This is a genomic window from Peribacillus sp. P4_C12 (assembly GCF_056402095.1).
Genome location: NZ_JBFUIB010000041.1, coordinates 1 through 22,060 on the forward strand (window position 1 = coordinate 1; position 22,060 = coordinate 22,060).

Annotated in this window: 17 protein-coding genes; 10 read left to right on the forward strand and 7 right to left on the reverse strand. The window is 38.4% G+C overall.

Annotated features, from left to right (window positions below):
• Positions 1-692, forward strand: a 692-nt coding sequence (locus AC1DUW_RS09480) for a glutamate ligase domain-containing protein (RefSeq protein ID WP_477642406.1), incomplete at its 5' end; no start/stop codon positions are given.
• A 214-nt stretch (positions 693-906) separates the two neighbouring features.
• On the opposite strand, the gene AC1DUW_RS09485 is transcribed toward AC1DUW_RS09480, so the two are convergent.
• From AC1DUW_RS09485 to AC1DUW_RS09495, 3 genes are all read right to left on the reverse strand, one after another.
• Positions 907-5,235 carry a S8 family serine peptidase gene (locus tag AC1DUW_RS09485; protein WP_477642407.1) on the reverse strand — a complete coding sequence of 1,443 codons (4,329 nt, stop codon included), beginning with the start codon at positions 5,233-5,235 and terminating at the stop codon, positions 907-909.
• Between the two features lie 462 nt (positions 5,236-5,697).
• The gene (gene yidC, locus AC1DUW_RS09490) at positions 5,698-6,483 is read right to left on the reverse strand and encodes a membrane protein insertase YidC (RefSeq protein WP_053345091.1); all 786 of its coding nucleotides are present in this window, start codon (positions 6,481-6,483) and stop codon (positions 5,698-5,700) included.
• A gap of 28 nt (positions 6,484-6,511) precedes the next feature.
• Positions 6,512-6,799, reverse strand: coding sequence for a hypothetical protein (locus AC1DUW_RS09495; RefSeq protein WP_053345092.1), 288 nt, complete (start codon positions 6,797-6,799; stop codon positions 6,512-6,514).
• Between the two features lie 314 nt (positions 6,800-7,113).
• On the opposite strand from AC1DUW_RS09495, the gene AC1DUW_RS09500 reads away from it, so the two are divergent.
• Positions 7,114-7,758: a transporter gene (locus AC1DUW_RS09500; protein ID WP_477642408.1), complete on the forward strand. Its 645-nt coding sequence runs from the start codon at positions 7,114-7,116 to the stop codon at positions 7,756-7,758.
• A gap of 57 nt (positions 7,759-7,815) precedes the next feature.
• Here AC1DUW_RS09500 and AC1DUW_RS09505 read toward each other — a convergent pair whose 3' ends face one another.
• A complete protein-coding gene (locus tag AC1DUW_RS09505) occupies positions 7,816-8,634 on the reverse strand; it encodes a glycerophosphodiester phosphodiesterase (protein ID WP_053345093.1) in 819 nt (272 codons plus the stop codon).
• A gap of 243 nt (positions 8,635-8,877) precedes the next feature.
• Between AC1DUW_RS09505 and AC1DUW_RS09510 the strand changes: the two genes are divergently transcribed.
• On the forward strand, positions 8,878-10,194 hold the full coding sequence (locus AC1DUW_RS09510; RefSeq protein WP_180320458.1) for an MFS transporter: 1,317 nt from the start codon (positions 8,878-8,880) through the stop codon (positions 10,192-10,194).
• Positions 10,195-10,247: 53 nt separating this feature from the next.
• Here the strand turns inward: AC1DUW_RS09510 and AC1DUW_RS09515 are convergent, their stop codons facing one another.
• Positions 10,248-10,664, reverse strand: coding sequence for an organic hydroperoxide resistance protein (locus AC1DUW_RS09515; RefSeq protein ID WP_053345094.1), 417 nt, complete (start codon positions 10,662-10,664; stop codon positions 10,248-10,250).
• A 195-nt stretch (positions 10,665-10,859) separates the two neighbouring features.
• Here AC1DUW_RS09515 and AC1DUW_RS09520 point away from each other — a divergent pair, with 195 nt between their 5' ends.
• The 4 genes from AC1DUW_RS09520 (at position 10,860) to AC1DUW_RS09535 (ending at position 14,634) form a co-directional block, all read left to right on the forward strand.
• Positions 10,860-11,243 (forward strand): GntR family transcriptional regulator, encoded by a 384-nt coding sequence (locus AC1DUW_RS09520; RefSeq protein WP_053345095.1) that lies wholly within the window; start codon positions 10,860-10,862, stop codon positions 11,241-11,243.
• Complete coding sequence (locus tag AC1DUW_RS09525; RefSeq protein WP_053345096.1) at positions 11,240-12,139, forward strand: ABC transporter ATP-binding protein; 900 nt, start codon at positions 11,240-11,242, stop codon at positions 12,137-12,139. Before AC1DUW_RS09520 ends, AC1DUW_RS09525 begins: the two co-directional genes overlap by 4 nt.
• Positions 12,114-14,078 carry a DUF6449 domain-containing protein gene (locus tag AC1DUW_RS09530; RefSeq protein ID WP_053345097.1) on the forward strand — a complete coding sequence of 655 codons (1,965 nt, stop codon included), beginning with the start codon at positions 12,114-12,116 and terminating at the stop codon, positions 14,076-14,078. The genes AC1DUW_RS09525 and AC1DUW_RS09530 overlap by 26 nt, the downstream gene beginning before the upstream one ends.
• Positions 14,079-14,172: 94 nt before the next feature.
• Positions 14,173-14,634: an RNA polymerase sigma factor gene (locus tag AC1DUW_RS09535; protein ID WP_477642412.1), complete on the forward strand. Its 462-nt coding sequence runs from the start codon at positions 14,173-14,175 to the stop codon at positions 14,632-14,634.
• Between the two features lie 53 nt (positions 14,635-14,687).
• Here the strand turns inward: AC1DUW_RS09535 and AC1DUW_RS09540 are convergent, their stop codons facing one another.
• Positions 14,688-14,891, reverse strand: coding sequence for a cold-shock protein (locus AC1DUW_RS09540; RefSeq protein ID WP_056530714.1), 204 nt, complete (start codon positions 14,889-14,891; stop codon positions 14,688-14,690).
• A gap of 970 nt (positions 14,892-15,861) precedes the next feature.
• Between AC1DUW_RS09540 and AC1DUW_RS09545 the strand changes: the two genes are divergently transcribed.
• The gene (locus AC1DUW_RS09545) at positions 15,862-17,436 is read left to right on the forward strand and encodes a peptide chain release factor 3 (RefSeq protein ID WP_053345100.1); all 1,575 of its coding nucleotides are present in this window, start codon (positions 15,862-15,864) and stop codon (positions 17,434-17,436) included.
• A gap of 539 nt (positions 17,437-17,975) precedes the next feature.
• Positions 17,976-19,376 carry a Na+/H+ antiporter NhaC gene (nhaC, locus tag AC1DUW_RS09550; protein WP_477642409.1) on the forward strand — a complete coding sequence of 467 codons (1,401 nt, stop codon included), beginning with the start codon at positions 17,976-17,978 and terminating at the stop codon, positions 19,374-19,376.
• A 163-nt stretch (positions 19,377-19,539) separates the two neighbouring features.
• Here the strand turns inward: nhaC and AC1DUW_RS09555 are convergent, their stop codons facing one another.
• Complete coding sequence (locus AC1DUW_RS09555) at positions 19,540-20,733, reverse strand: FtsW/RodA/SpoVE family cell cycle protein (protein ID WP_477642410.1); 1,194 nt, start codon at positions 20,731-20,733, stop codon at positions 19,540-19,542.
• A gap of 321 nt (positions 20,734-21,054) precedes the next feature.
• Here AC1DUW_RS09555 and AC1DUW_RS09560 point away from each other — a divergent pair, with 321 nt between their 5' ends.
• Entirely contained in the window at positions 21,055-21,909 is an 855-nt protein-coding gene (locus tag AC1DUW_RS09560; RefSeq protein WP_477642411.1) for an SDR family oxidoreductase, read from the forward strand.
• The last annotated feature ends 151 nt before the right edge of the window (positions 21,910-22,060 follow it).

The window sequence follows — 22,060 nt, forward strand, 5'->3', positions numbered from 1 at the left end:
TTAATGAAGGACGTAAGGCTTGGTTTGTTGATGAACAAGGTATAATCAGTTATTCATCAGATGGTGTGATATATCAATTTATGGATTGCACTCAAATCCCAATAACGATTTCTGGCATGGCGCGACATAATATCGCTAATTTACTTCAAGCGTTAGCCGCGGCACATACGCAAGGTATTTCAATGGAAGAATTACGAAAGAAGGCTATTGCGTTTATGCCTGATAAAAAATTGTCTAAAGGACGTTTCAATTTAAAAAAACTAAAAGAACGAACCGTTATTATTGATTACGCCCATAACGTAGCAGGGTTGCAGGCCATTTTCGATACGGTTAGTGCCTATAACAGAAATCGCATTATCACTGTTTTGGCAGGACCAGGAGACCGTATTGACGAAGAGCTCATCAGATTGTCAGAGGTCGTAGCAAAACATTCAGATCTGTTCATCATTAAAGAAGACGATGATTTACGGGGAAGAGTACCGTTGGAGGTAGCCAAGCTACTTCGGGAAGCTGCGATAGAAGAAGGATTACATAAAGATAAGACATATATCGTACCTAATGAATTAGACGCATTCGTAAAAGCGTGGGAAGTATCACAACCGGGAGATCTTTTATTATTCTTTTACACGGATTTCGACTATGTAGATCAGTTTTTCGAAACAGTTTCAAAAAATCTATTGCCGAAGAAATAAAAAAGTAAATTCCGCTCAATCTTGAGGGGAATTTACTTTTTAATTATATAAACTTCCCTTTTTACTATCTATGGAATTAGATAAATGTCCTTTTCAAAGCAGGGAGGATGTGAGGCATTTTAGAGTCAAAGAAAATTGCACTAATATAGGACCCATTTGTATAAAAAATGCCATGCTTCCGGCCGTTAGGCATAGAAAGCATGGCTTTTGCATTTTACTTTTTAGCGTTAATCCAAAGCTTACCTGCCGCTCTTTGTGTTGTAATATTACCATAGCTATCTGCTGCTTTTACTTCCACAACAGCACCAGGTGCCTTTACATTCGTTGTGGCGGTATAGTAGCCGACATAATGTCCTGAAGATGTTTCTTTCATTTGTAATTCAGTGGCATTCGCAATGCCTCCTGCATTTGTCAGAGGCATCAAAATGGAGAAATTTGCTGCCAAGCCAGGTTCACTGTCGAATTCGATTTTGACCGATTCACCGCTTTTTAAGATTTTATCCTCATTTGGCACTAAATCGGAAATTTCTGGAGCGGTATAATTTACATCGATGGAGACAGATTTAGTGATTTTATTGCCTGCCTTATCTTGAGCAACTACCTTAATTTTATTGATTCCTTTATCCAGTAGAAGGCGATAGGAGAAGGTGTTATCTTTCACATCGGCCTTCTGTCCGTTTACTTTAACCGAATTAAGGTTATCATCCGAAACTGTTCCCTTAACAGTAACTGTTTCACGATTTACTTTGCTGCCATCTGTAGGTGAAGTAATTGCTAGTTCCGGATTAGCGATATCCAATATCACTTTTACAGGCAAAGAGGCCTCAGTTGAACCTTGGCTTGTCCGAGCTTTTGCTGTCAAAGTATTTTCACCGTTGCTTAATGTGACCGGAACAGCGAAGGTTCCTTTATCAGTAGAATCCGTACTTGCTACTTTCTCCCCTTTGTTAAAAATATCTACTTTTGTTGTAGGTGCAGATGTACCTTCAACCGTTACTTCTTTTTGATTTGAATAAGCACCGTCTTTAGGAGAGGTAATTACAGGTTCCTTTACTTCGTAGTCGACAGTTGCACGAATCATATAATTTCCTTCCTCAGTTGGGGATTGCGACCATGAATCGCTGACTCCCTGCCAGCTTCGTCCTGCATTTGGTCCATCTTCATCAGTAGCTAATCCTGGTGCATTCGGATTGGCCTTTGTTTGGGTATAAACAATAAAGAAATCACCTTCAACCATGATTCCATGTTCGCTCAAATCAACATGTGTCCATTGACCGTCGCGCAACGCAGTCTCATTAAAAGGACCTGCGATTTTTTTGCCTGGCGACCCATCTGTTCCCGATGCATCATACACCGAAACTTTGAATTCAGTCCCGCCTGGAGCAGGCCATGTGGTATCCCAGAAACGTAAAAGGGCGCCGGTTACATTTGCCGTTTTATTTCCCGAAGCTAACGACATTTTCACAGCCCAGCTATTGCCTGCCGTATTAAAGGCGCGGGCGTTTTCTGCTGTTCCGTCGTCATACTTAATCTCATCTGGGTACCCGATGAACGGTTTCAGTTCAATATCTTTCCTGGAGCTGTTACCCTCCGAAATCGTTACGGATGCTTCACTGCCGTAATAAGAAGGAGCCATGACTTTCAAAGTATATTTTCCTTCATAAGCGGATAGAGTGTATTCACCGTCCGAATTTGTAGTCACTGGCTTAATAGCGGCATCCTCAAGAAAGTATACGGTAGCACCAGAGACGGGTTCGCCAGTAATTTTGTTGGTGATTGTACCGTTGATTGTTCCTTTTGGAATTTCTTGAAGCGTAAAGTTAGCAGTTGATGTTGCATCTTGTTCGACGTTGACTGTTGCTGTTTGTGATCGATAACCGTATGTTTCTGCTTGCAATGTGTATGAACCTGATGCATGTGTAAGTTGGTAAGATCCATCTTGTGGGTTTGTATAAACAGATCTTCCAGTTTCTAAAACACTGACCTGTGCCTGTAATGGAAGAAGTACTGGGGCAGGCTGGTCTTTTTCAGGTGCTTTTTTCACTTTATCTGCAATTGGCTTAATTTTATCAGGGTCAACTTTTGGCTTAGCTGAAACAGAGGAGTCAGACTTGATAACGCCTAGTCCTGTTTTAGCTTTTGCAGACGGCTGCAGGGAAGTATCAGCCAATTTAACATCATCAATATACCAGCCAGGTTTTTGGACTGATCCATCAGATGTGACATTAAAGGCAATATAGATTCTTTCTCCAGCATATTGGCTTAAGTTAACTTCACCATCGATCCAACTATTTGACTTATCATTAAAACGAGCCGCTTGTACCCAGTTTGTTCCGTTTGTAGAGATAAATACATGTCCGAAATCATAATTTTTTTCAAGTTCGAACCAATGTTTAAATTGTAAATAACTTGTGCCTTCAGGAACATCGACTGGAGGCATGGATAGGCTCATATTGGCACTATTATCATAGTTTCCAGCCAGGTTTGTAGCATAAACCTTTTGACCTGATGCTGCAGAGCCAGGTCCACTTGTTGGAATACCCCATTCCCAGTTATTGTTTGTGCCGGAAGAGGTCCATCCAATAGGATCTTGTTCAAAGTCCTCTGTATAACCTACACTGATTCCTGGCAATAGCTCAACGGTATAAGAGTCAGTAGCTGTTACTGAGCCTCCGAAGTCAGTTGCGGTCCATTTATAAGCGACTGAATCTTCAGTCAGCTCTGACCCTGGAATCGTGGCTTCATACATTCCTGATTTATAGTCACCGCTCGTTCTCTCAGCCTTGACTTCAACCCAAGTTCCGTCGGCTTTTTGGTAGCTAAGTTTAACGGTAGTGACACTTACATTATCTGACACTTCAGCTTGAAGTGTTACATCCATTTTTTTATACGAATTTTTTGGTGCCTTATGGGAAATGACAGCTGCTTCTGAGTCATCTCCAGCTTTGGTAACTTTACCCTCAATTTTCCCAAGTCCGCTTACAACAGAGGAAACTGCATCAAATGCATTAACAAGGCCATAGCCGTAAGCATGGTTGGGACTTGTCGGATAATTATTGTCTGTCAAAGGAGTGGCAGTTGTAAGTAAGATTTCCTCAAGCTGGTCAACAGTTAAGCTGGCATTTGCTTGTCGTAATAGAGCAGCAACCGCTGAAATGTGAGGACCTGCCATTGAAGTGCCATTCCAGCCGCCTTCATATGCACCGCCAGGAATGGCAGAACGAATGTTAACGCCTGGTGCGGAGATGTCAGGTTTAATTTCTCCATATGGAGATGGACCACGTAAAGAGAAACTGCCAACCTGGTTGTTATAATCTGTTGCTCCAGTGGCAAAGGCCTCTGGATAGTTTGCTGGATTTGCTACTGAACCAGCACCGCCGGGATTAGACAATGTGGTATTTCCAGCAGAGAATTCAGGAAATATCTCAGCAGCTTTCCATGCTTGTACCATTGGGCGATACCACTCGTCGAGTCCAGCTCCGCCGCCCCAAGAGTTATTGACAACATCTGGTGCTTTCTCAGGATGAGGATTACCAGCAGCATCTTTTGGAGCGATAACCCATTCGCCTGCTTCTAATAAATCAATGTCTGAACCGCCATCGTTAGAAAAGGCTTTAACTGAAATGAATGTGGCACCTGGAGCAACTCCGATTTGATTTGCACCATTTGGTTCAGAGCCCACCATCGTACCAATTGTGTGAGTTCCATGATCTAAATCATCATATGGTGAAGCTTGTCCGCTTACAGCATCAAACCAGTTATATTCATTATTTGGAACATCTGGATTGGCAGGGTTATACCCGCGGTACTTTGTTTTCAAGGCCGGATGGTTCCATTGGACACCTGTATCGATAGAAGCAATAACCGTTCCTGCTCCATCAATGCCCATATTCCATACAGCAGGAGCACCGATTTTTTCAATATTCCACTCAATTGAAGAGGTATCGGCTTTTGTTTTGCTCGCTTCTGAGCCTTTAAGGGTCTTTGCAGCTGCAGTCTTACTTGCCGGCTGAATTAGCTGCCTAGTCTCATTTGGCATAATTTTTTCTACTTCAGGAAAAGCAGCGATTTGCTCCATAACATCCTTTGTAGCTGTCACAGCAATCGCATTAACAATATAAAAGGATTGAAAATCTTTCGCCTTACCAGCTTTTTCTTGCTTATCTAAGTAGTTTTTAATATTCGCTTGTGTTTGAAGAGCTGTAGCACGAAGCTCAGATACTACACTTGATCGTTTAAGTAACTTTGAATTATTCGCAGATAACTTTTGTGATTTTGCTGTTTTTGCAGCCTTTGAGGATACGTCTTTGGTGTCTACTTGCTCTTTGAATTTAACGAGAAACGTTACCTGATCATTTTTTTTAAACTGAGTAAGTACTTTTGAGGCGACTTTCTTTTGATTCTTCCCCGTTAATTCATCTTTAGCGGATGTATGGATTTTGTTTGAAGTTGCTGCGATAGAGTTTGTTGGAATTACCAGCGATCCAATAAGCATGATAGYGAATATTAACGCTAACCATTTCGTTCTTTGTTTTTTTTGCAATTGTTTTCCCCCTATTCTATTTTCAAAGAACAAAAACTTCGACCAGTCTACAGGTACAATGCACCTCCATTCTTTCTAGATGGCCAGTATGTAGAACACTGATGTTCCTTTAATGATAACGAACAGGTAAACAAGAAAATTGTCATATTTTGGGATGTGAAACTCGGATTATCGAAAATGAACATATTGTAGGAATGTATATTTTGGAAAAATAAGGAATTATACCTTTCTTCGCGATAAAAATAATGGTAAATTATAGAAAAAATATACTATTATACGAGTGTCAAAAGAACTTTCTTTGTATTAGATTATTAAAAATGGTAATAAAGAATTAAAAATACATGCTGCAGAAATTTATTGACATGTTTATCATTTTTTATTTTTTTGGAAAGAAAGAATGAACCTACAATTTTTGTATTTATTATGGTTAAATAAACGAAAAAAAAGCTAATCCAATTTGGATTAGCTTTTTTTCATAATCGTTTCTTTTACGACAGTGACAGCGGGTTGATCTTTCTTATATACTCGCTGAAGTACAATAGACTGAACAATCATAAATAATCCACCTATTGACCAATAAAGAGGTAATGCAGCAGGCGCAGAGAAAGAAATGAATAAAATCATTGCTGGTGAGAGCAGGCTCATCAATTTCATTTGTTTCTGCTGTTCCTCTGGCATTTGTCTCATTGAAATGACCGATTGGAAATAATAGATGACGCCGGCGATGATTGCCATGGCGATATTCGGTTGGCCAAGGCTGAACCACAGGAAGCTATGTGTCGCAATTTCATGAGAACCTTGAATCGCATAATAAAAGCCCATTAAGATTGGCATCTGAATCAAAAGTGGAAGACAGCCCATATTTAAAGGATTGACACCATGTTTTTGATAAAGCTGCATCATTTCCTGTTGCAGAGCCTTTTGTTTTGCTGGATCCTTTGTTTCTTTAATTTTTTGTTGTATTGCTGTCATTTCTGGTTTTAGCCCATTCATTTTGGTTTTCATACTGAGCTGTGTTTTATATTGCTTGGCAGTCAATGGAAGCAAAACGAGACGTATGAAAAATGTCATCATAATGATGCTTAGACCATAGTTCCCGTTAAATAAATTTGCATTAAATTCAAGCATCTTTGTCATTGGGTTAACCAATGCAGTATGAAATGGGCCGCTTGTAGCTGCTGAACATCCTGTCAACAGGATGGTTGTTAAAAATAGAGCTGAAATAAGTAAAATATTTTTCTTTTTCAAAATAAATTCCTCCTCGAATTGTTTTTAATTAAACAATGGAAAGGAGGCTTGGCTCATCTGAATCATCAGGCGAGTCCTTTTGACGAATATAAGTGAAAAAGCGCTGTGCTCCACGCCAGTCATAAATGCTACCTGTATAAACAGGGGATTCACCATGACCTGAATGAACAGAAGCTTGATATTTATCGTTTAAGAGTGATTGCTTTTTATTTAAGAAGTAAAACGCTGCCAGTGGAAAGACAAAGGCAAACAAGTATCCTGCCCATACCGCATGGCGAACGGTTTGATAATCAAATTCTAACAATAATTCCCACATAGGAATCCCTCGTTTTTTCTAAGATAAAAAAATTGTAAGATTGGTTCTCGTCTAATAAGAGAAACGCTTTAGAGCCAAAAAGCGACTATATAATTTTTCAAAATATAAATCACTAGTAACACTATAACAAATTCTAGGCCAATAAAGCTAAAAATATAGGGATTTTTTCAAAAAAAAAACAGGTAATTTTTTCTGATATATAATTCTGGTCATTAATACATCATTAGAAAGCTGCATTAAGAGAGGTAAATAAAGCACACATGGTCATTCGTCTACATATGGATAAATGAAGTTCAAATATGAGGTGAAAAGGTATGAAATCATACGAACCATCTAATCAACAAAACGACTATAACGGTATTGAAAATAACCTTTATCCAAATGAATATACCCCATATATTGACAATGGTTTCTTGTCGGACCCATATCATTTGGGAAATCAGGTTTTAGGAGAAAGACAGCTGCCACCAGGACCACCGCAAGGAGGAGGTCAACCGCCGCCGCGGCCACCACAAGGGGGAGGAGGTCAACCGCCGCCGCGACCACCACAAGGGGGAGGAGGTCAACCGCCACCGCGACCACCACAAGGGGGAGGAGGTCAACCGCCACCGCGACCACCACAAGGGGGAGGAGGTCAACCGCCGCCGCGACCACCACAAGGGGGAGGAGGTCAACCGCCGCCGCGACCACCACAAGGAGGAGGACCTCCTCCTAAAGCGCCGCCGCTATATATTCCGCAGTTTCCTGGTGGAATGATTAAGGCCATTGACGCTGGTTCAATGAAAGGATGCTTATACCAAAATACGTATGTATGGTTAATAAATGGCCGCTCATTTTGGTTTTACCCTACCTATGTTGGCTATAATTCTGTGGCTGGATATCGATGGAGACCAAGTCAGCAACGTTGGGCCTATTATGGAACGGACGCGAGTGAAATACGCTCTTTTCAATGTTATTAAAAAAACCAATCCACAAAAGTGGATTGGTTTTTTTGTAAACTAATTTACCTATGAGGTTTAATCTATAAAATAATCTGGGAAATCGGATATGATACCATCCAATTTCATCTTCTTTAACATGTGAATTTGTTTTTTATTGTTGACGGTCCATGTAAATACTTTCATCCCTTGCTCTTGGATTCGCATTTGCAGCTTGGTACTCAAAATGGTTTGTTTTGGATTTAAAAACGAAGCAAACTCTGCTATCTCTTTCAATTTTTGATCAGAAATACGCCGCTTTATCAATACCCCGACTGGAATGTCTGGCATTAATTGATGAAACCTTTTCATGGATTCCATATCAAACGAATGAACCAGAATTCTTTTTTTATCTGATGTATAATCCTCTCTTTTGCTTAATTCTTCTGCAAGTTTCTTTTCAATTCCAGGGTAAAGAGATGGATGCTTTATTTCTATTAATATTCCAACCTCAGACCGGAAATTTTCAAATATCTCGCTAAGTAAAGGAACTCTTTCGTCCTTAAAACGAGCATGAAACCAGCTTCCAGCATCCAATTCCTTTAATTCAGCTACTGTGTAATCTCGAAGGTTTCCTTTTCCGTTTGTCGTTCGATCGAGTGTAGAATCATGATGAACCACTAGGATACCATCTTTACTAAGATGAATATCGACTTCTAGGAAATCAGCGCCCAATTCAATCGCTTTATAATAGGATGCCATCGTATTCTCAGGGCAATATCCAGATGCCCCGCGATGTCCAATCTTGAGGGGGGAATGCTGCATAGTGAAGTTGTCTGGGAAATTACTTTTCGTTTTTTTAAAGTAGAGCACCAACAGGACCAGTATAGTTACCAAGATAAGAAAAAATGCTATCACCTTGCACACTCCCTTTGCCAACATTAATCAAAACTTTTTGCAATCCTTTACCCCTATGATAAATAAAATAAAAGACCTCTGTATACTGATAACCTTTTTTAATCATGTATTTTAAGTGGTAAGAAATCATGAATTGGATTTTGCTTTCATTATGCAGCTAATTATTGTTTTTTTATCTTAAAAGGATTTTATAGGTATGTATGGAATACTTATAAATTAAGTCTATGATAAGGGGGAAGGCAGATGCAACTGCAATTGAAACCGAATTCTAAAAAATGGAAGGGGAATCTAAGTTTATATTTTTCCCTTCCAATTCTCTCTTGGGCCTTTTACGATTTTGCCAACACGATTTTTTCTTCTAATATTAATACAATTTTCTTTCCCTTCTTTCTTCAGGAACAAATCGGAGAAAATGCTGTTCTTGATCAGATTGCTAGTACCTTCATTTCTTATGCGAATGCGATTGCCAGTTTATTTCTTGTTCTGTTTTCTCCACTATTTGGTGTAATGATTGACCGAACAGGAAAGATGAAGAAATATATCATAATTTTCACATTGGTTTCAGTTGCAGCGACTTTTTTAATGGGGATTTTTGGTGGTCTATCGTTGGATGGAAATCTCCTTGGTATCCCAATTTCCTTAGTGATTGTCATTATTTTATTTGTGGTGGCAAAGTTTTTCTATCATTCAAGTCTTGTTTTCTATGATACGATGATGAGCGATCTAGGCACGAAGCAGCAATTGCCGCTAATATCTGGGTTTGGTGTCGCTGTAGGCTACATTGGAACGCTTGTCGGTCTGTCCATCTATCCATTTATTAGTAAAGGGAGTTCACATGAAGCCTTTATCCCCACCTCTATCTTATTTCTGATTTTTTCCCTTCCATTATTCTTTTTTCTAAAAGAAACGCCAAAACAGCAAAAGGTAAAACAACCTTTTTTTTCAGGTTATAAGGAAATTATAGCAACATTTAAAGAGATGAGAACTTATCAATTAGTATTTACATTTATGATTGCGTATTTTTTCTTAAATGATGCAATTGCGACAACAATTGGCATGATGGCCGTTTACGCGAAGACCGTTGTTGGATTTTCTTCAGGTGGATTCATTTTACTTTATCTGGTCTCAACGGTATCCAGTATTATTGGTTCGTTTCTATTTGGGTATATAACTCAGGCAAAGGGCCCACGGCTTGCAGTTACATACGTGGGTATTCTGCTCCTAGTCGCCTTATTTGTGGCGGTCTTTGCCCAAACGCCTCTTTGGTTCTGGATTGCAGGGAGCATGTTTGGCATTGCACTCGGGTCGATGTGGGTAACATCCCGGACATTCATTATCGAATTGACACCAGTGGAGAAAAGGGGGCAGTTTTTTGGACTCTTTGCATTCTCAGGAAAAGTTTCTTCAATAATAGGTCCTCTTATGTATGGAACAATTACGTTAATTTTCCATGACCTCGGCACATTGGCTAGCCGGATGGCATTAGGCTCACTGATTATCATGACAGTAATCGGGCTATGCTTCCTATTAAAAATGAGGAATTTAGAAGGAGTTAAATAAAAAAGAATGAGCTCAGCAAAGGCTGGGCCCATTCTTTTAAAAAAAATGAATTCTTATACCAAATTCAATGTCACGTCGAGATTCCCACGAATTGATTTTGAATAGGGACAGGTCATGTGAGCTTTTTTTGCAAAGTCTTCTGCTTCTTCCCGGCTAAGATCAGGGATGGAGATATCCAGCCTGACAGCCAATTTGAAACCACCGTCTTCTTCATCTTTCCCAATTGTGACATTTGCGGTCACAGAAGTATCAACTTTCTTTTTTGCTTTCTGCAGGACAAGATTCAATGCACTGTCAAAACAGGCAGCATATCCGGCGGCGAATAACTGTTCCGGGTTGGTTGCTTTCTCACCGGATCCACCTAATTCCTTCGGTGATCTTACATCAAAATCAAGAATACCATCCTCTGATTTCACATGTCCTTCACGACCACCGTGTACAGTAACGACAGCTGTATATAATGGTTTCAATGAAAACAACTCCTTTTTATATTCTTAAATTCTTTAGTTCCCTAATACAAGGCTTATTAAACAAAAGAATGAGAGGTGGGATAAGAATATGAACTATGTAATACTTCAAAAAAATGGTTTTAAATTGGAAGAAAATGTTTTATAATGAACTGTATTAGGAAGAGTAATACACTAAGTGCAGAGAGGGGGTTGATGATGTTCGAGTTGGATGTGCAAAGTAGAAAACCTATTTATGAGCAATTGATGGATAAGATAAAGGAACTTATGATTAATGAAGTTTTGCAAGAACATAATCAACTTCCTTCTGTTAGAATATTGGCACAGAAATTGACCATCAATCCTAATACGATTCAAAAAGCTTACAAACAGCTTGAATTGGACGGATATATTTATACATTGCCGGGCAAAGGAAACTTTGTGGCACCTCCTAAAACTTTGAAGAATTCCTTAAAAGAAGAGAAGATAAAATCCGAACTTACAAAGGTTCTTGCTGAAGCACTATATATTGGAATTGATAAAAATGAAATCTACAAGTTAGTTAAAGAAATTAGTGCTTTAGCCAAGGGGGGAGAGTCATGATTGAAATAAAACAGGTGAGTAAATTATATGAAGGAAAAGAAGCAATCAAGGATGTAACCTTGGTTATTCATGAAGGCTCAATTTTTGGGTTGTTAGGATCTAATGGTGCCGGAAAAACGACCCTTTTAAAAATGCTTTCGGGCAATTTAATTCAGGATTGCGGCGAGGTACTTATTGATCAATCTCATGTCTTTGAAAACCGAGAAGTGAAAAATCGTTGTTTCTTCCTTCCTGACACACCTTATTTCTTGGCTAACTATACTATTATGCAAATGGCAGGCTTTTATAGTCATATTTATAGTGACTGGAATCAAGAACGTTTCTATCAATTACAGGAAGTGTTTCCCATTCCCTTTCAAAATAAAATACATAAATTGTCAAAGGGGATGCAGAGACAAGTTGCTTTTTGGTTGGCTCTCTCAACCATGCCGGAAGTTCTCATTCTTGATGAACCCTTTGATGGGCTGGATCCGGTTATGCGCAAAAACGTGAAACAGTTGTTGATTCAGGATGTATCTGAACGGAAAATGACAATTTTGATTTCGTCCCACAACCTCCGGGAAATTGAAGATTTAGCCGATCATGTGGGAATATTACACAAAGGGGAACTTATTATCCAAAAAGATTTGGACGATTTAAAAGCGGATGTACATAAAGTACAGATTGCCTTCAAAAATAAGATTCCTTACGGGATTTATCGCGGAGTTCAAGTTCTTAATAAGGAGAGACGAGGCAGCGTGATTGTTTGCATTGTTAAGGGTAAGAAATCCGAGATTGAATCCCACTTTAATCAGTTTCAACCAGAAATATTCGATATGCTACCCCTTACTTTAGAGGAAATATTCATTTATGAAATGGGGGATATAGGTTATGTCATCCAGAATAACCTTGTTTAATAGAGAACTGATTATCTATATTTTCAGATGTTCCGGCTGGATAGGTTTCCTTTATTTTATCGGCCTCATCTTTGCGTTGCCTTTAGAAATTTTGACGATTGTTTTAAATGAAAATAGTGAATATGTAAAATTCGAAAATCTTTTTTCCAGTCAGCAGATGATACAATTCGTCTTAGTCATAGTAATCCCAGTGTTGCTTGCCATCTTCCTATTTCGGTTTTTGCAGATAAAACAGGCTTCGGACTTTATACATAGTTTACCGATTACTAGACGCAGCATTTATTTTCATATGATTGGAACGGGAATTGGCTTTATTATACTGCCTATTTTACTTACAGGMTTAATATTGATATTGTTCCACTCGGCAATAGATGTAGAGAGGTTGTATACCCTTGCAGATATTTGGTCCTGGATGGGAATTACATTTTTCATGGAAGCAATGATCTTTTCTGTGGCTGTTTTAGTGGGAATGGTTACGGGATTATCTGCCTTGCAAGGCCTACTAACTTATATCTTGCTTGCTTTGCCGGTTGGCTTATTTGTTTTGTTTGTTGCTAATGTGAAGTTTTTGCTAGCGGGATTTTCTGCAGATTATTATTTAAGTGCCAATATCAATAGCATTTCTCCATTATTAGCTGCAACCGAGATGGAAAAAATGGAATTTTTCTCGGTTAATATATTAATCTATGGACTATTAATCTTGCTTTTTCTACTGATTTCGCTGTTTCTCTATGAGCGGAGAAAGTTGGAGCATGTCTCACAGGCATTTGTTTTTCCTATGATAAAACCGCTATTTAAGTTCGGATTGACGATAAGCATGATGTTGTTTACAGGATTTTATTTTAGCGAAACTACAGGGAAACTAGGATGGATATTTTTCGGCTATATTGTCGGATCATTGATTGGATATTATCTAGGTGAAATCGTCCTGCAAAAGACATGGCGAATCCGTGTCAATTTGAAAGGATTTGTATCATTTGCGGCGGTTATTATTTTGCTTGCTGTCATCCTAAAATTAGATCTTGTTCATTATGAGTCAAAGGTTCCTGATATAAAGATGATTAACCAAATTTATATTGGAAACAATTCCCTACTCTATTATGAGGATGACTCTTCAAATGGTGAGTTCACTTATTTGAAAGAAAAAGAAAATATAGAAGCGCTGAGGTTATTGCATCAGCAAATTATCGAAAAAGGTAAAAAGGCTTCCATTGGTGATTTAAATATAAATCACTCTGTATTTCTTATGTATGAACTTAAGAATGGAAAACGAATAGCAAGAGAGTATCATTTGCAAAACTACGATTCATACCTGCCACTACTGGAGAAAATCTATGAGTCTAGTGAATATAAAAAAACCGTTAATGAGTTATTAAATGTGTCAACTGAGGATGTTTCTAAAATCAATATAACTGCGAGTGGAGAATTGGACAAATCTGTAAACATTACGGATAGTCAGGAGCTTAAAGAAGCGGTACAGGCATTATCGGAAGACCTGAAAAATCAGTCGCTGGCTCAAATGACAAATTCTATTGGAGATTATGCGTCTATTGACATTCTTTTGAAGAATAACAATATTATTTATTTGAATTGGGATTCTTCTTTTACTCAGTTTTCGAATTGGATGGAACAAACTGGGCAAGTAAAAGAGGCTAGGTTAACGGCTGATGAGATCTCTTATATTCTTGTAGCAAAGAGTGATCCACAAATTGTTAATTCGATTTCTGAAAGTGAACTTGTACAGCGAATTGAAAAGCAGTCAAATCGCTTAAAGCTTGATCAGACCTCGGAAATCGAGTCGGCAATTGATAACGCTCAAAACGATTGGGGGGGAGATTATTTAGCTGCCTTTTATTATAAAGATAGCAGAAATATTGATATCAAGAGCTTTTCTGGTGATCATGTTCCCGGCTTTATTTTGGAGCACTTTAACGAATGAGAGGCGAGGAGGAACGAGTGTGAAAGAAAAGCGTTATTGCCAAACGGAAGATTTCACTTTGGTTTATCAATCCTTTTAAAAGCGGATTTATTATATAGCCTTAGCGATTATTAAATGTCCTTTTCTGGCAGAGGATATTACCCAAGAAACCTATATAAAAGCCTATAATAAACTTCATACGATCAACAATAGGGAGAAGATAGGAGCATGGCTAGCATGCATCRCTACGAGAACAGCAATTGATTTTTCCCGTAAGCAAAAAAGGGGATGCCAATTAATTCAGCAGGAGATGGTGGATTGGGTAGAGAGTCAGGCATGCAGACAAGTGGTAGAGGAGAACGGTATTGATATTTGGACATTAAAAGAAGATGTCTCCAATCTCTTATGTAAATTGACTCAAAAACAAAGGGAGATATTGCTGTTGAAGGTAAATGGAGGATTAAAAGAACGTGAAATTGCCTCTATACTTGAGATAAATCAAGCAACTGTCAAAGTTAATCTATTTCGGGCTAGAAAACAATTGAAGTACGCATTACAAATGCAGGCAGTTGCTTAAAAAGGAATGGATGCCGTCCAGGGCGGCATCCTTTTGCATATGGCTTCTATTCTTTATAGTTTAATGACGTTCTTAGCTTGAGGTCCGCGATTTCCTTCTTCAATTTCAAATTGTACTTCTTGACCTTCATCAAGAGTCTTGAAACCATCGCCCTGAATAGCGGAAAAATGTACGAATACATCATCTTCGTTTGGTACTTCGATAAATCCAAACCCTTTGTCACTGTTAAACCATTTTACTTTACCTGTTACTGTCATTCGATGAATCCTCCTAATAATTTTAAAAATATATTAATGGTGACTGTTTTTCCTTGCAGGAAAAAATCAATTTCACACATTATCAAATACCCTCATTTAAGTTGAAATATCATACGAAGATGCTTGATAATATGTGAATCTTTACCGGAAGTATTTGGCTGGGGTGTTCTATATCGGAACCCTTTGGAATAATTTCCAGTTTTTCGGTATATACCCACCTTTATAAAGGATAAAACAAGAGGATGTAATTTATACATATTCATTTGGGGAAATTAATATTATGGTTGTTTTATGAAGGAGAGGTCCAATCCTAATGATGAGGAGGATTATATTGRACTATGAGGTGCTTGGCAATGATATGAATCTAAGCTTTCCTTAGTCCTGGCGTGAAAAAATTCACGTTAAAATGGTGTAAGCAAAAGCTAGTATTGATTTACTAAAGCTGAAAATAGAAAAATAACTCTTGGAATCAAAGTTTTTTAAAAAGATATTCGGGTATAGGATAAGAAAGAAAGGACTGATCAATAATGAAGAAATTATTAAAAAGAGCTGTCATTTTTGCTGCTCCTATAATATTCAGACAAGTAAAGAAACGTTGGAAAAACAAACGTAATCAAAAAGCAATGAAGACAGCAAGATAAGTTGGTTAAACTATGAGTAAATGAACGATAACCATATGAACTTGGATAAGAGGCGCTGATATAGCGTCTTTTGTTTTGCTATAATATCAAATCCGCTTAAGGTGATTCATTCACCTCTACATCTTTCCTTCATATCGTGTTAAAATAGTAAGGTTGATTGAAATGAATGCTGAGTAGCCAAGGCTTAAGCCTTATGATATATTTTTTCATACATATATTGTGTATGTTGGTTTACATACAAAGAAAGGTTGACATTCAAATGTGAAAAATCTAATTAGCCTTCCTATAAATATATTTAGTGATGACTCCAATAATGAAAGGAACATTTTATGACTACATTAAAAGACGAGGTTCAATCCCGACGGACCTTCGCAATTATCTCCCACCCGGATGCCGGGAAAACAACTTTGACAGAAAAATTATTGCTGTTTGGTGGCGCCATTCGTGATGCCGGGACAGTTAAAGCTAGAAAAACAGGGAAATATGCAACAAGTGATTGGATGGAGATTGAAAAGCAACGGGGAATTTCCGTTACATCTTCAGTCATGCAGTTTGATTATGATGATTTCCGTGTGAATATCCTCGATACACCAGGTCACCAAGATTTCAGTGAAGACACATATCGTACATTGATGGCTGTTGACAGCGCAGTGATGATTATCGATTCGGCAAAAGGGATCGAGGATCAGACGGTTAAATTATTCAAAGTGTGCCGGATGAGAGGAATTCCGATTTTTACATTTATAAACAAAATGGACCGCCAAGGGAAAATGCCGCTCGAATTGCTTGCTGAACTTGAAGAAGTACTGGGCATTGAAACATACCCAATGAACTGGCCAATTGGGATGGGAAAAGATTTTGTCGGCATTTACGACAGGTTTAATAATCGGATCGAACAGTTCAAAACAGAAGGCGATGAGCGCTTCCTTCCATTGAATGACGAGGGTGAACTCGAGGTGGATCATGAACTAAAAGATTCACAGTTGTATGAGCAAACTTTAGAAGAAATTATGCTGTTGACGGAAGCGGGGAACCAATTCTCTGAAGAAAACATTGCGAATGGTAAACTTAGCCCTGTATTTTTCGGAAGTGCTTTAACAACATTTGGGGTTCAGACGTTTTTGGATGCTTATCTTCAGTTTGCACCTGCTCCTCAAGCCCGTATGACAACTTCAGGTGAAATGAGTCCTGTCAGCAATGATTTTTCTGGTTTCATTTTCAAGATTCAAGCGAATATGAACCCAAAACACCGTGATCGGATTGCTTTTCTTCGTATCTGTTCTGGTAAATTTGAGCGTGGAATGAGTGTAAACTTGAGCAGAACAGGTAAACCAATTAATCTTTCTTCTTCAACTCAATTCATGGCTGATGATCGGAACACGGTAAATGAAGCAGTAAGCGGAGATATTATTGGTTTGTATGATACCGGGAACTACCAAATTGGTGATACTATAACGACAAGTAAAGATATGTTTCAGTTTGAACGGTTACCTCAGTTTACCCCAGAACTATTCATGCGGGTAACAGCTAAAAACGTTATGAAACAGAAGCATTTCCATAAAGGAATTAACCAACTAGTACAAGAAGGGGCCATTCAGCTCTTCAAAACAGTTCGGATGGAAGAATATCTGCTTGGTGCGGTTGGTCAGCTTCAATTTGAAGTATTTGAACATCGGATGAGAAATGAGTACAATGTTGAGGTCATGATGGAGCGTATGGGTAGTAAAATCACTCGCTGGGCCGAAGATGAAAAGCTTGATGAAAACCTTCACAGCTCAAGAAGCATACTAGTTAAAGACCGTTTTGAAAAATATGCATTCCTGTTTGAAAATGAGTTTGCACTTCGTTGGTTCCAGGATAAAAATCCTGACGTGGAATTATATAATCCAATGGATTTGAAATAATGGAGAAGCCCGTGGTATATACACGGGCTTTTTTTCATTATCTGGAGCATTATTAAATATCGAAAGATTTTTTGATAGTAGCTTAGCCAAGTATCCATAGCTGTATTTACCTGTTCTTATGTGAAATTACCTAAAGAGCAGATTAATGGAGGACTTCATGATCAATAATTTATGTATCTCGTGAGAACTGATATTCAATTTTATGAGAAAAGTTCTTTGTATCAGGGGAGTCTTTAATGAATGGAAATGGTTGGTAAAGGTGAACTTGGAAGCTGATTCTGTCAGTCGTTGGGAATGTGGGGTAATTTCCCTTGTTATCTTAGGATATTTATGAACCTGTACTAATCGAAGTATGGGTTTCGTTTTGTGGAAAAAGGAAATGTCGAATCTATTAAGTATCGAATTCTACTAAGAAAGATTATTATTCCTTTGACAATCTTAAGAAACTCATTTATATTAATCTAGTGCTTTAGTACTTAAAAGCGTTTCAGCAATTGTGAGGGATAGAAGGTCCATCCTTACCTCATAGAATATACAACATGAAAGCGGGGAAATATATTATGCGTCTGGAAGATGCAAAGCTAAAACTTTCTTTACCTGAAGCACTTGGAGTTTTGGCTTTTTTATTCTTAATTATTGCAACAGGTATTATACATTATGGACTTGCCCCCCATATTCCAATTATAGCGGCTATTCTTTTCTTATTTGTTTATGGAAAGATCAAGAAGCTGCCATTTTCGATTATGGAGGCGGCTATCGTCAAAGGTGCAGTTTCTGGTATGGGAGCTATCTATATATTCTTTTTCATTGGAATGCTAATTTCGATCTGGATGGCAAGCGGGACGATCCCTACCATCATGTACTATGGGTTTGACTGGATTTCTGGTGAATATTTCTATGCGGTCACATTTCTGGTGTGTTCGCTAATTGGGCTCTGTATCGGGAGTTCACTTACAACATCAGCCACGATCGGAGTTGCTTTCATAGGTATAGCGACGGCGATGGATTTATCGTTGGCGATTACAGCCGGTGCAATCATTTCCGGTGCATTTCTTGGGGATAAAATGTCTCCATTATCCGACTCGACCAATCTTGCTTCGGGAACGGCTGGAGTGCCATTATTTGAACATATTAATAATATGCTGTGGACAACGATTCCAGGTTTTTTAATATCTCTGATCATCTTTTACTTCCTTTCACCGAATGTCAAACTGGCTCGTGTTGAGGAGATTGAAGCCATGACCAAAGCCTTGGAAATGGAAACGAACATTAGCATATGGAGTTTGATTCCGTTTGTCATCGTTCTAGTCATGGCTTTGAAAAAGGTGTCGGCGATTCCGACATTGTCAGCAGGAATCGTTTCGGCGGCTGTCATTGCTTTCATACAAACGCCAAGTTTGACGGTTGCAAAACTAGCAGATATTTTATACGGCGGCTTTGTACTTAAGAGTGGAATGGATCAACTTGACTCAATCCTATCGCGGGGCGGCATTGAAAGTATGATGTTCTCCGTTTCGATGGTGTTATTGGCATTGGCGATGGGCGGACTATTGTTTGAATTAGGAGTCATCCCTTCTATTTTAAATGCGGTCCAGGATTCATTGACGAGTGTAGCGAAAGTGATTTCCGCTACCGTATTTGCAGGTGTCGGCGTGAATTTCCTAGTGGGGGAACAGTATTTGTCTGTTATACTGCCTGGGAAAGCCTTTCAGCAGAAATATGAAGATTTAGGCTTGCAGCCAAAAACGCTTGGGAGGGTACTTGAAGATGCGGGAACGGTTGTAAATCCTCTGGTTCCTTGGGGTGTCTGCGGTGTATTCTTGACACAGGTATTGGGTGTTTCAACCCTTGAATATGCCCCATTTGCCTTCTTCTGTTTGCTTTGTCCTTTACTTAGTTTAATTGCTGGGTTTACGAAAATCGGGATACACTATAAGTAAAAAAACAGGCGGTCGATTTCGACCGCCTGTTTTTTTGCTTGAATTTGATTCCAGGTTATTTTAATAACAGATAAAGCAGTCTTCTATAATTAGCTAAAATGCTGTAAATTAAAAACCCCCAACATACTGAAAAACAGAATGCCAGGGGTAAAAAACTCAGGTTTTATTTTGAGGATGCAATCTCTTCTTTTGGAATGGAAGTAATCGATTCTTTCTGTTCAAGTATATTCATTCGCATTACGACATTTTGGAATATGCCCATTGAAATCATAAGCAGTAGTAAGGAAGAACCTCCGTAGCTGATAAATGGGAGGGTAATCCCGGTAATTGGAATGAGCCCAGTCACCCCGCCAACGTTGATGCCTACTTGAATGCCAATCATGGATGAAATGCCGATTAATAACAGGCTTCCGAATGGATCTTTGCATTTGGCAGAGAGCACAAAACCTCTCAAGACAATAAAACCGAGTGTCAATAGAACGAAAGCTACTCCGAATATTCCGAGCTCTTCCGCAATTATGGCCATAATAAAATCTGTATGTGATTCAGGCAGGTACCCGTATTTTTGTACACTGTCCCCGAGTCCGACACCTGTAACGCCGCCTGAACCTATTGCGAACAATGAATTCACGAGCTGATATCCGTCTCCTCCTGCTGTACCAAAAGGGTCTGCAAAGCCGGTAAAACGAGACACTTTATTTTCAGATAAAACGGATGAGAAATTACCTGTCACAAGAACTCCTAAAGCAAAAATAGCAACGAACAMTAGTGTTATTAAAGAGAGTTTGAAAATACTTTTAAAAGACATGCCAGAGGAAATGATCATGGTACTTGAAATTAGGAAAATGACGGCTGCCGTTCCATAGTCCGGTTGTATCCCGATTAAAAAACAAATAAATACGAGAAAGAAAATCGGAGGAATAACAGCTTTATCAATACTATTGATTCGATCCTGTCTTTTTCCGTAAATGGCTGCCAGGTAAATAATCATGGCTAGCTTTGAAAATTCTGCGGGCTGAATAGATTTTGAACCTACCTTAAACCAACTTGTGGCATTTCCTGCAGTATGACCAAAGATGAAGAGCATCAAAAGGATACCGGCCATTCCAAACATCATTAACATTAAAAAGTTTTTGTTTTTGTACATCTTATAAGGAAGAATCATCGTCACAATCATTGCTAAGAATGAGATGATAAAGGCCATTTTTTGTTTCTCAAAGAAGAAATCCATGGACTGGTGGTATCGAGCAACTGCAGTAATCATGCTCGCACTATAAATCATGACTAAACCAAATAGACAGAGTAATACGACAGCGATAAAAATAGGGAAGTCGTATGCTTTAATAATTCTTTTCACTTGTGCGCTCACCTCAAATATGTATGCGCGAAAAAATCGCCTTCTTATATAGTAACGGAAAATCGACTAGATAGATAATAATTTTTATTCAATATATGAATTTACCCTCTAAGACTTATTATTAAACCCCTAATCTGATAAATTTATAGACAATCTACTAGATTACTCTTTAAAGAAGAATCCTACTAGGTACCTTCGATAGAAAATGCAAATACTCCTTCAAAATGGTAGTGAAATTTTTTTCTATTATATTCCATTTGGAAAGTAATAATATGTAAAGTAACTTACAATCAAGGTAGGTAAACTGAGGGGGAATAATCTATGGAGCATGTTTATTTATTCACAGGATTTCCGGGTTTCATCAGTAATCAGTTGATTATGGAGCTATTARGGCGTGATGAAGCTTTAAATAAAATCTACCTGCTTGTTTTGCCTGAACAAAAGGTAAAAGCAGAAGCAGAAATCAAATCTATAGAAAATGAACTGGATGGAGCAAAAGTAGTATTTGAAATGGTGATAGGCGATATAACGAAAGAAAATCTGGATATTCCATTTGATTTAATTCATAATCTTCAACAAGAAATTACCCATGTTTTTCATCTTGCGGCGATATACGATTTAGCTGTCTCTGAAAAAATTGCTCAGCTAGTTAATGTCGTGGGTACGAAACATGTAAATGAATGGGTTAAAGGGTTAACTAAACTTAAGCGATATACCTATTTTAGCACGGCTTATGTTGCGGGTAACCGGGAAGGAAATCTGTACGAGCATGAATTGGTCTTTCCAAAAAGCTTTAAGAACCATTATGAACGGACTAAATTTGACGCCGAATTATTGGTCGAGGAGCTTAAAAAAGAGGTTCCGATTACCATCATTCGACCTGGTATCGTAAAGGGGCATTCTCAAACAGGGCAAACTATTAAATTTGATGGTCCCTATTTTATCCTTAATTTTCTTGATCGGTTAAGTTTTCTCCCTTTATTTCCGTATATTTCTTCGGAAAGGGAAACAGTCGTGAACCTGGTTCCAATTGATTATATTATACAGGCAACTGCATATCTGGCATTATATAAAGAAAGTGCTGGAAAAACGTATCATTTAACCGATCCTAATCCATGTACGGCTACTGAAGTTTATGAACTATTTGTTGGAGAATTATATAAGAAAAACCAATAGGTTATGTACCAATGGTATTGAGTCAGGCGTTTTTATCAATTCGTCCGGTGCGGACGTATTTAGGAGTTGAAAAAGAAGCCTTGGATTATTTTACTTGGAAGGGGCGGTTTGATAGCACTGAAGCCCAAAAAGACTTAGCTGGTTCTGGAAT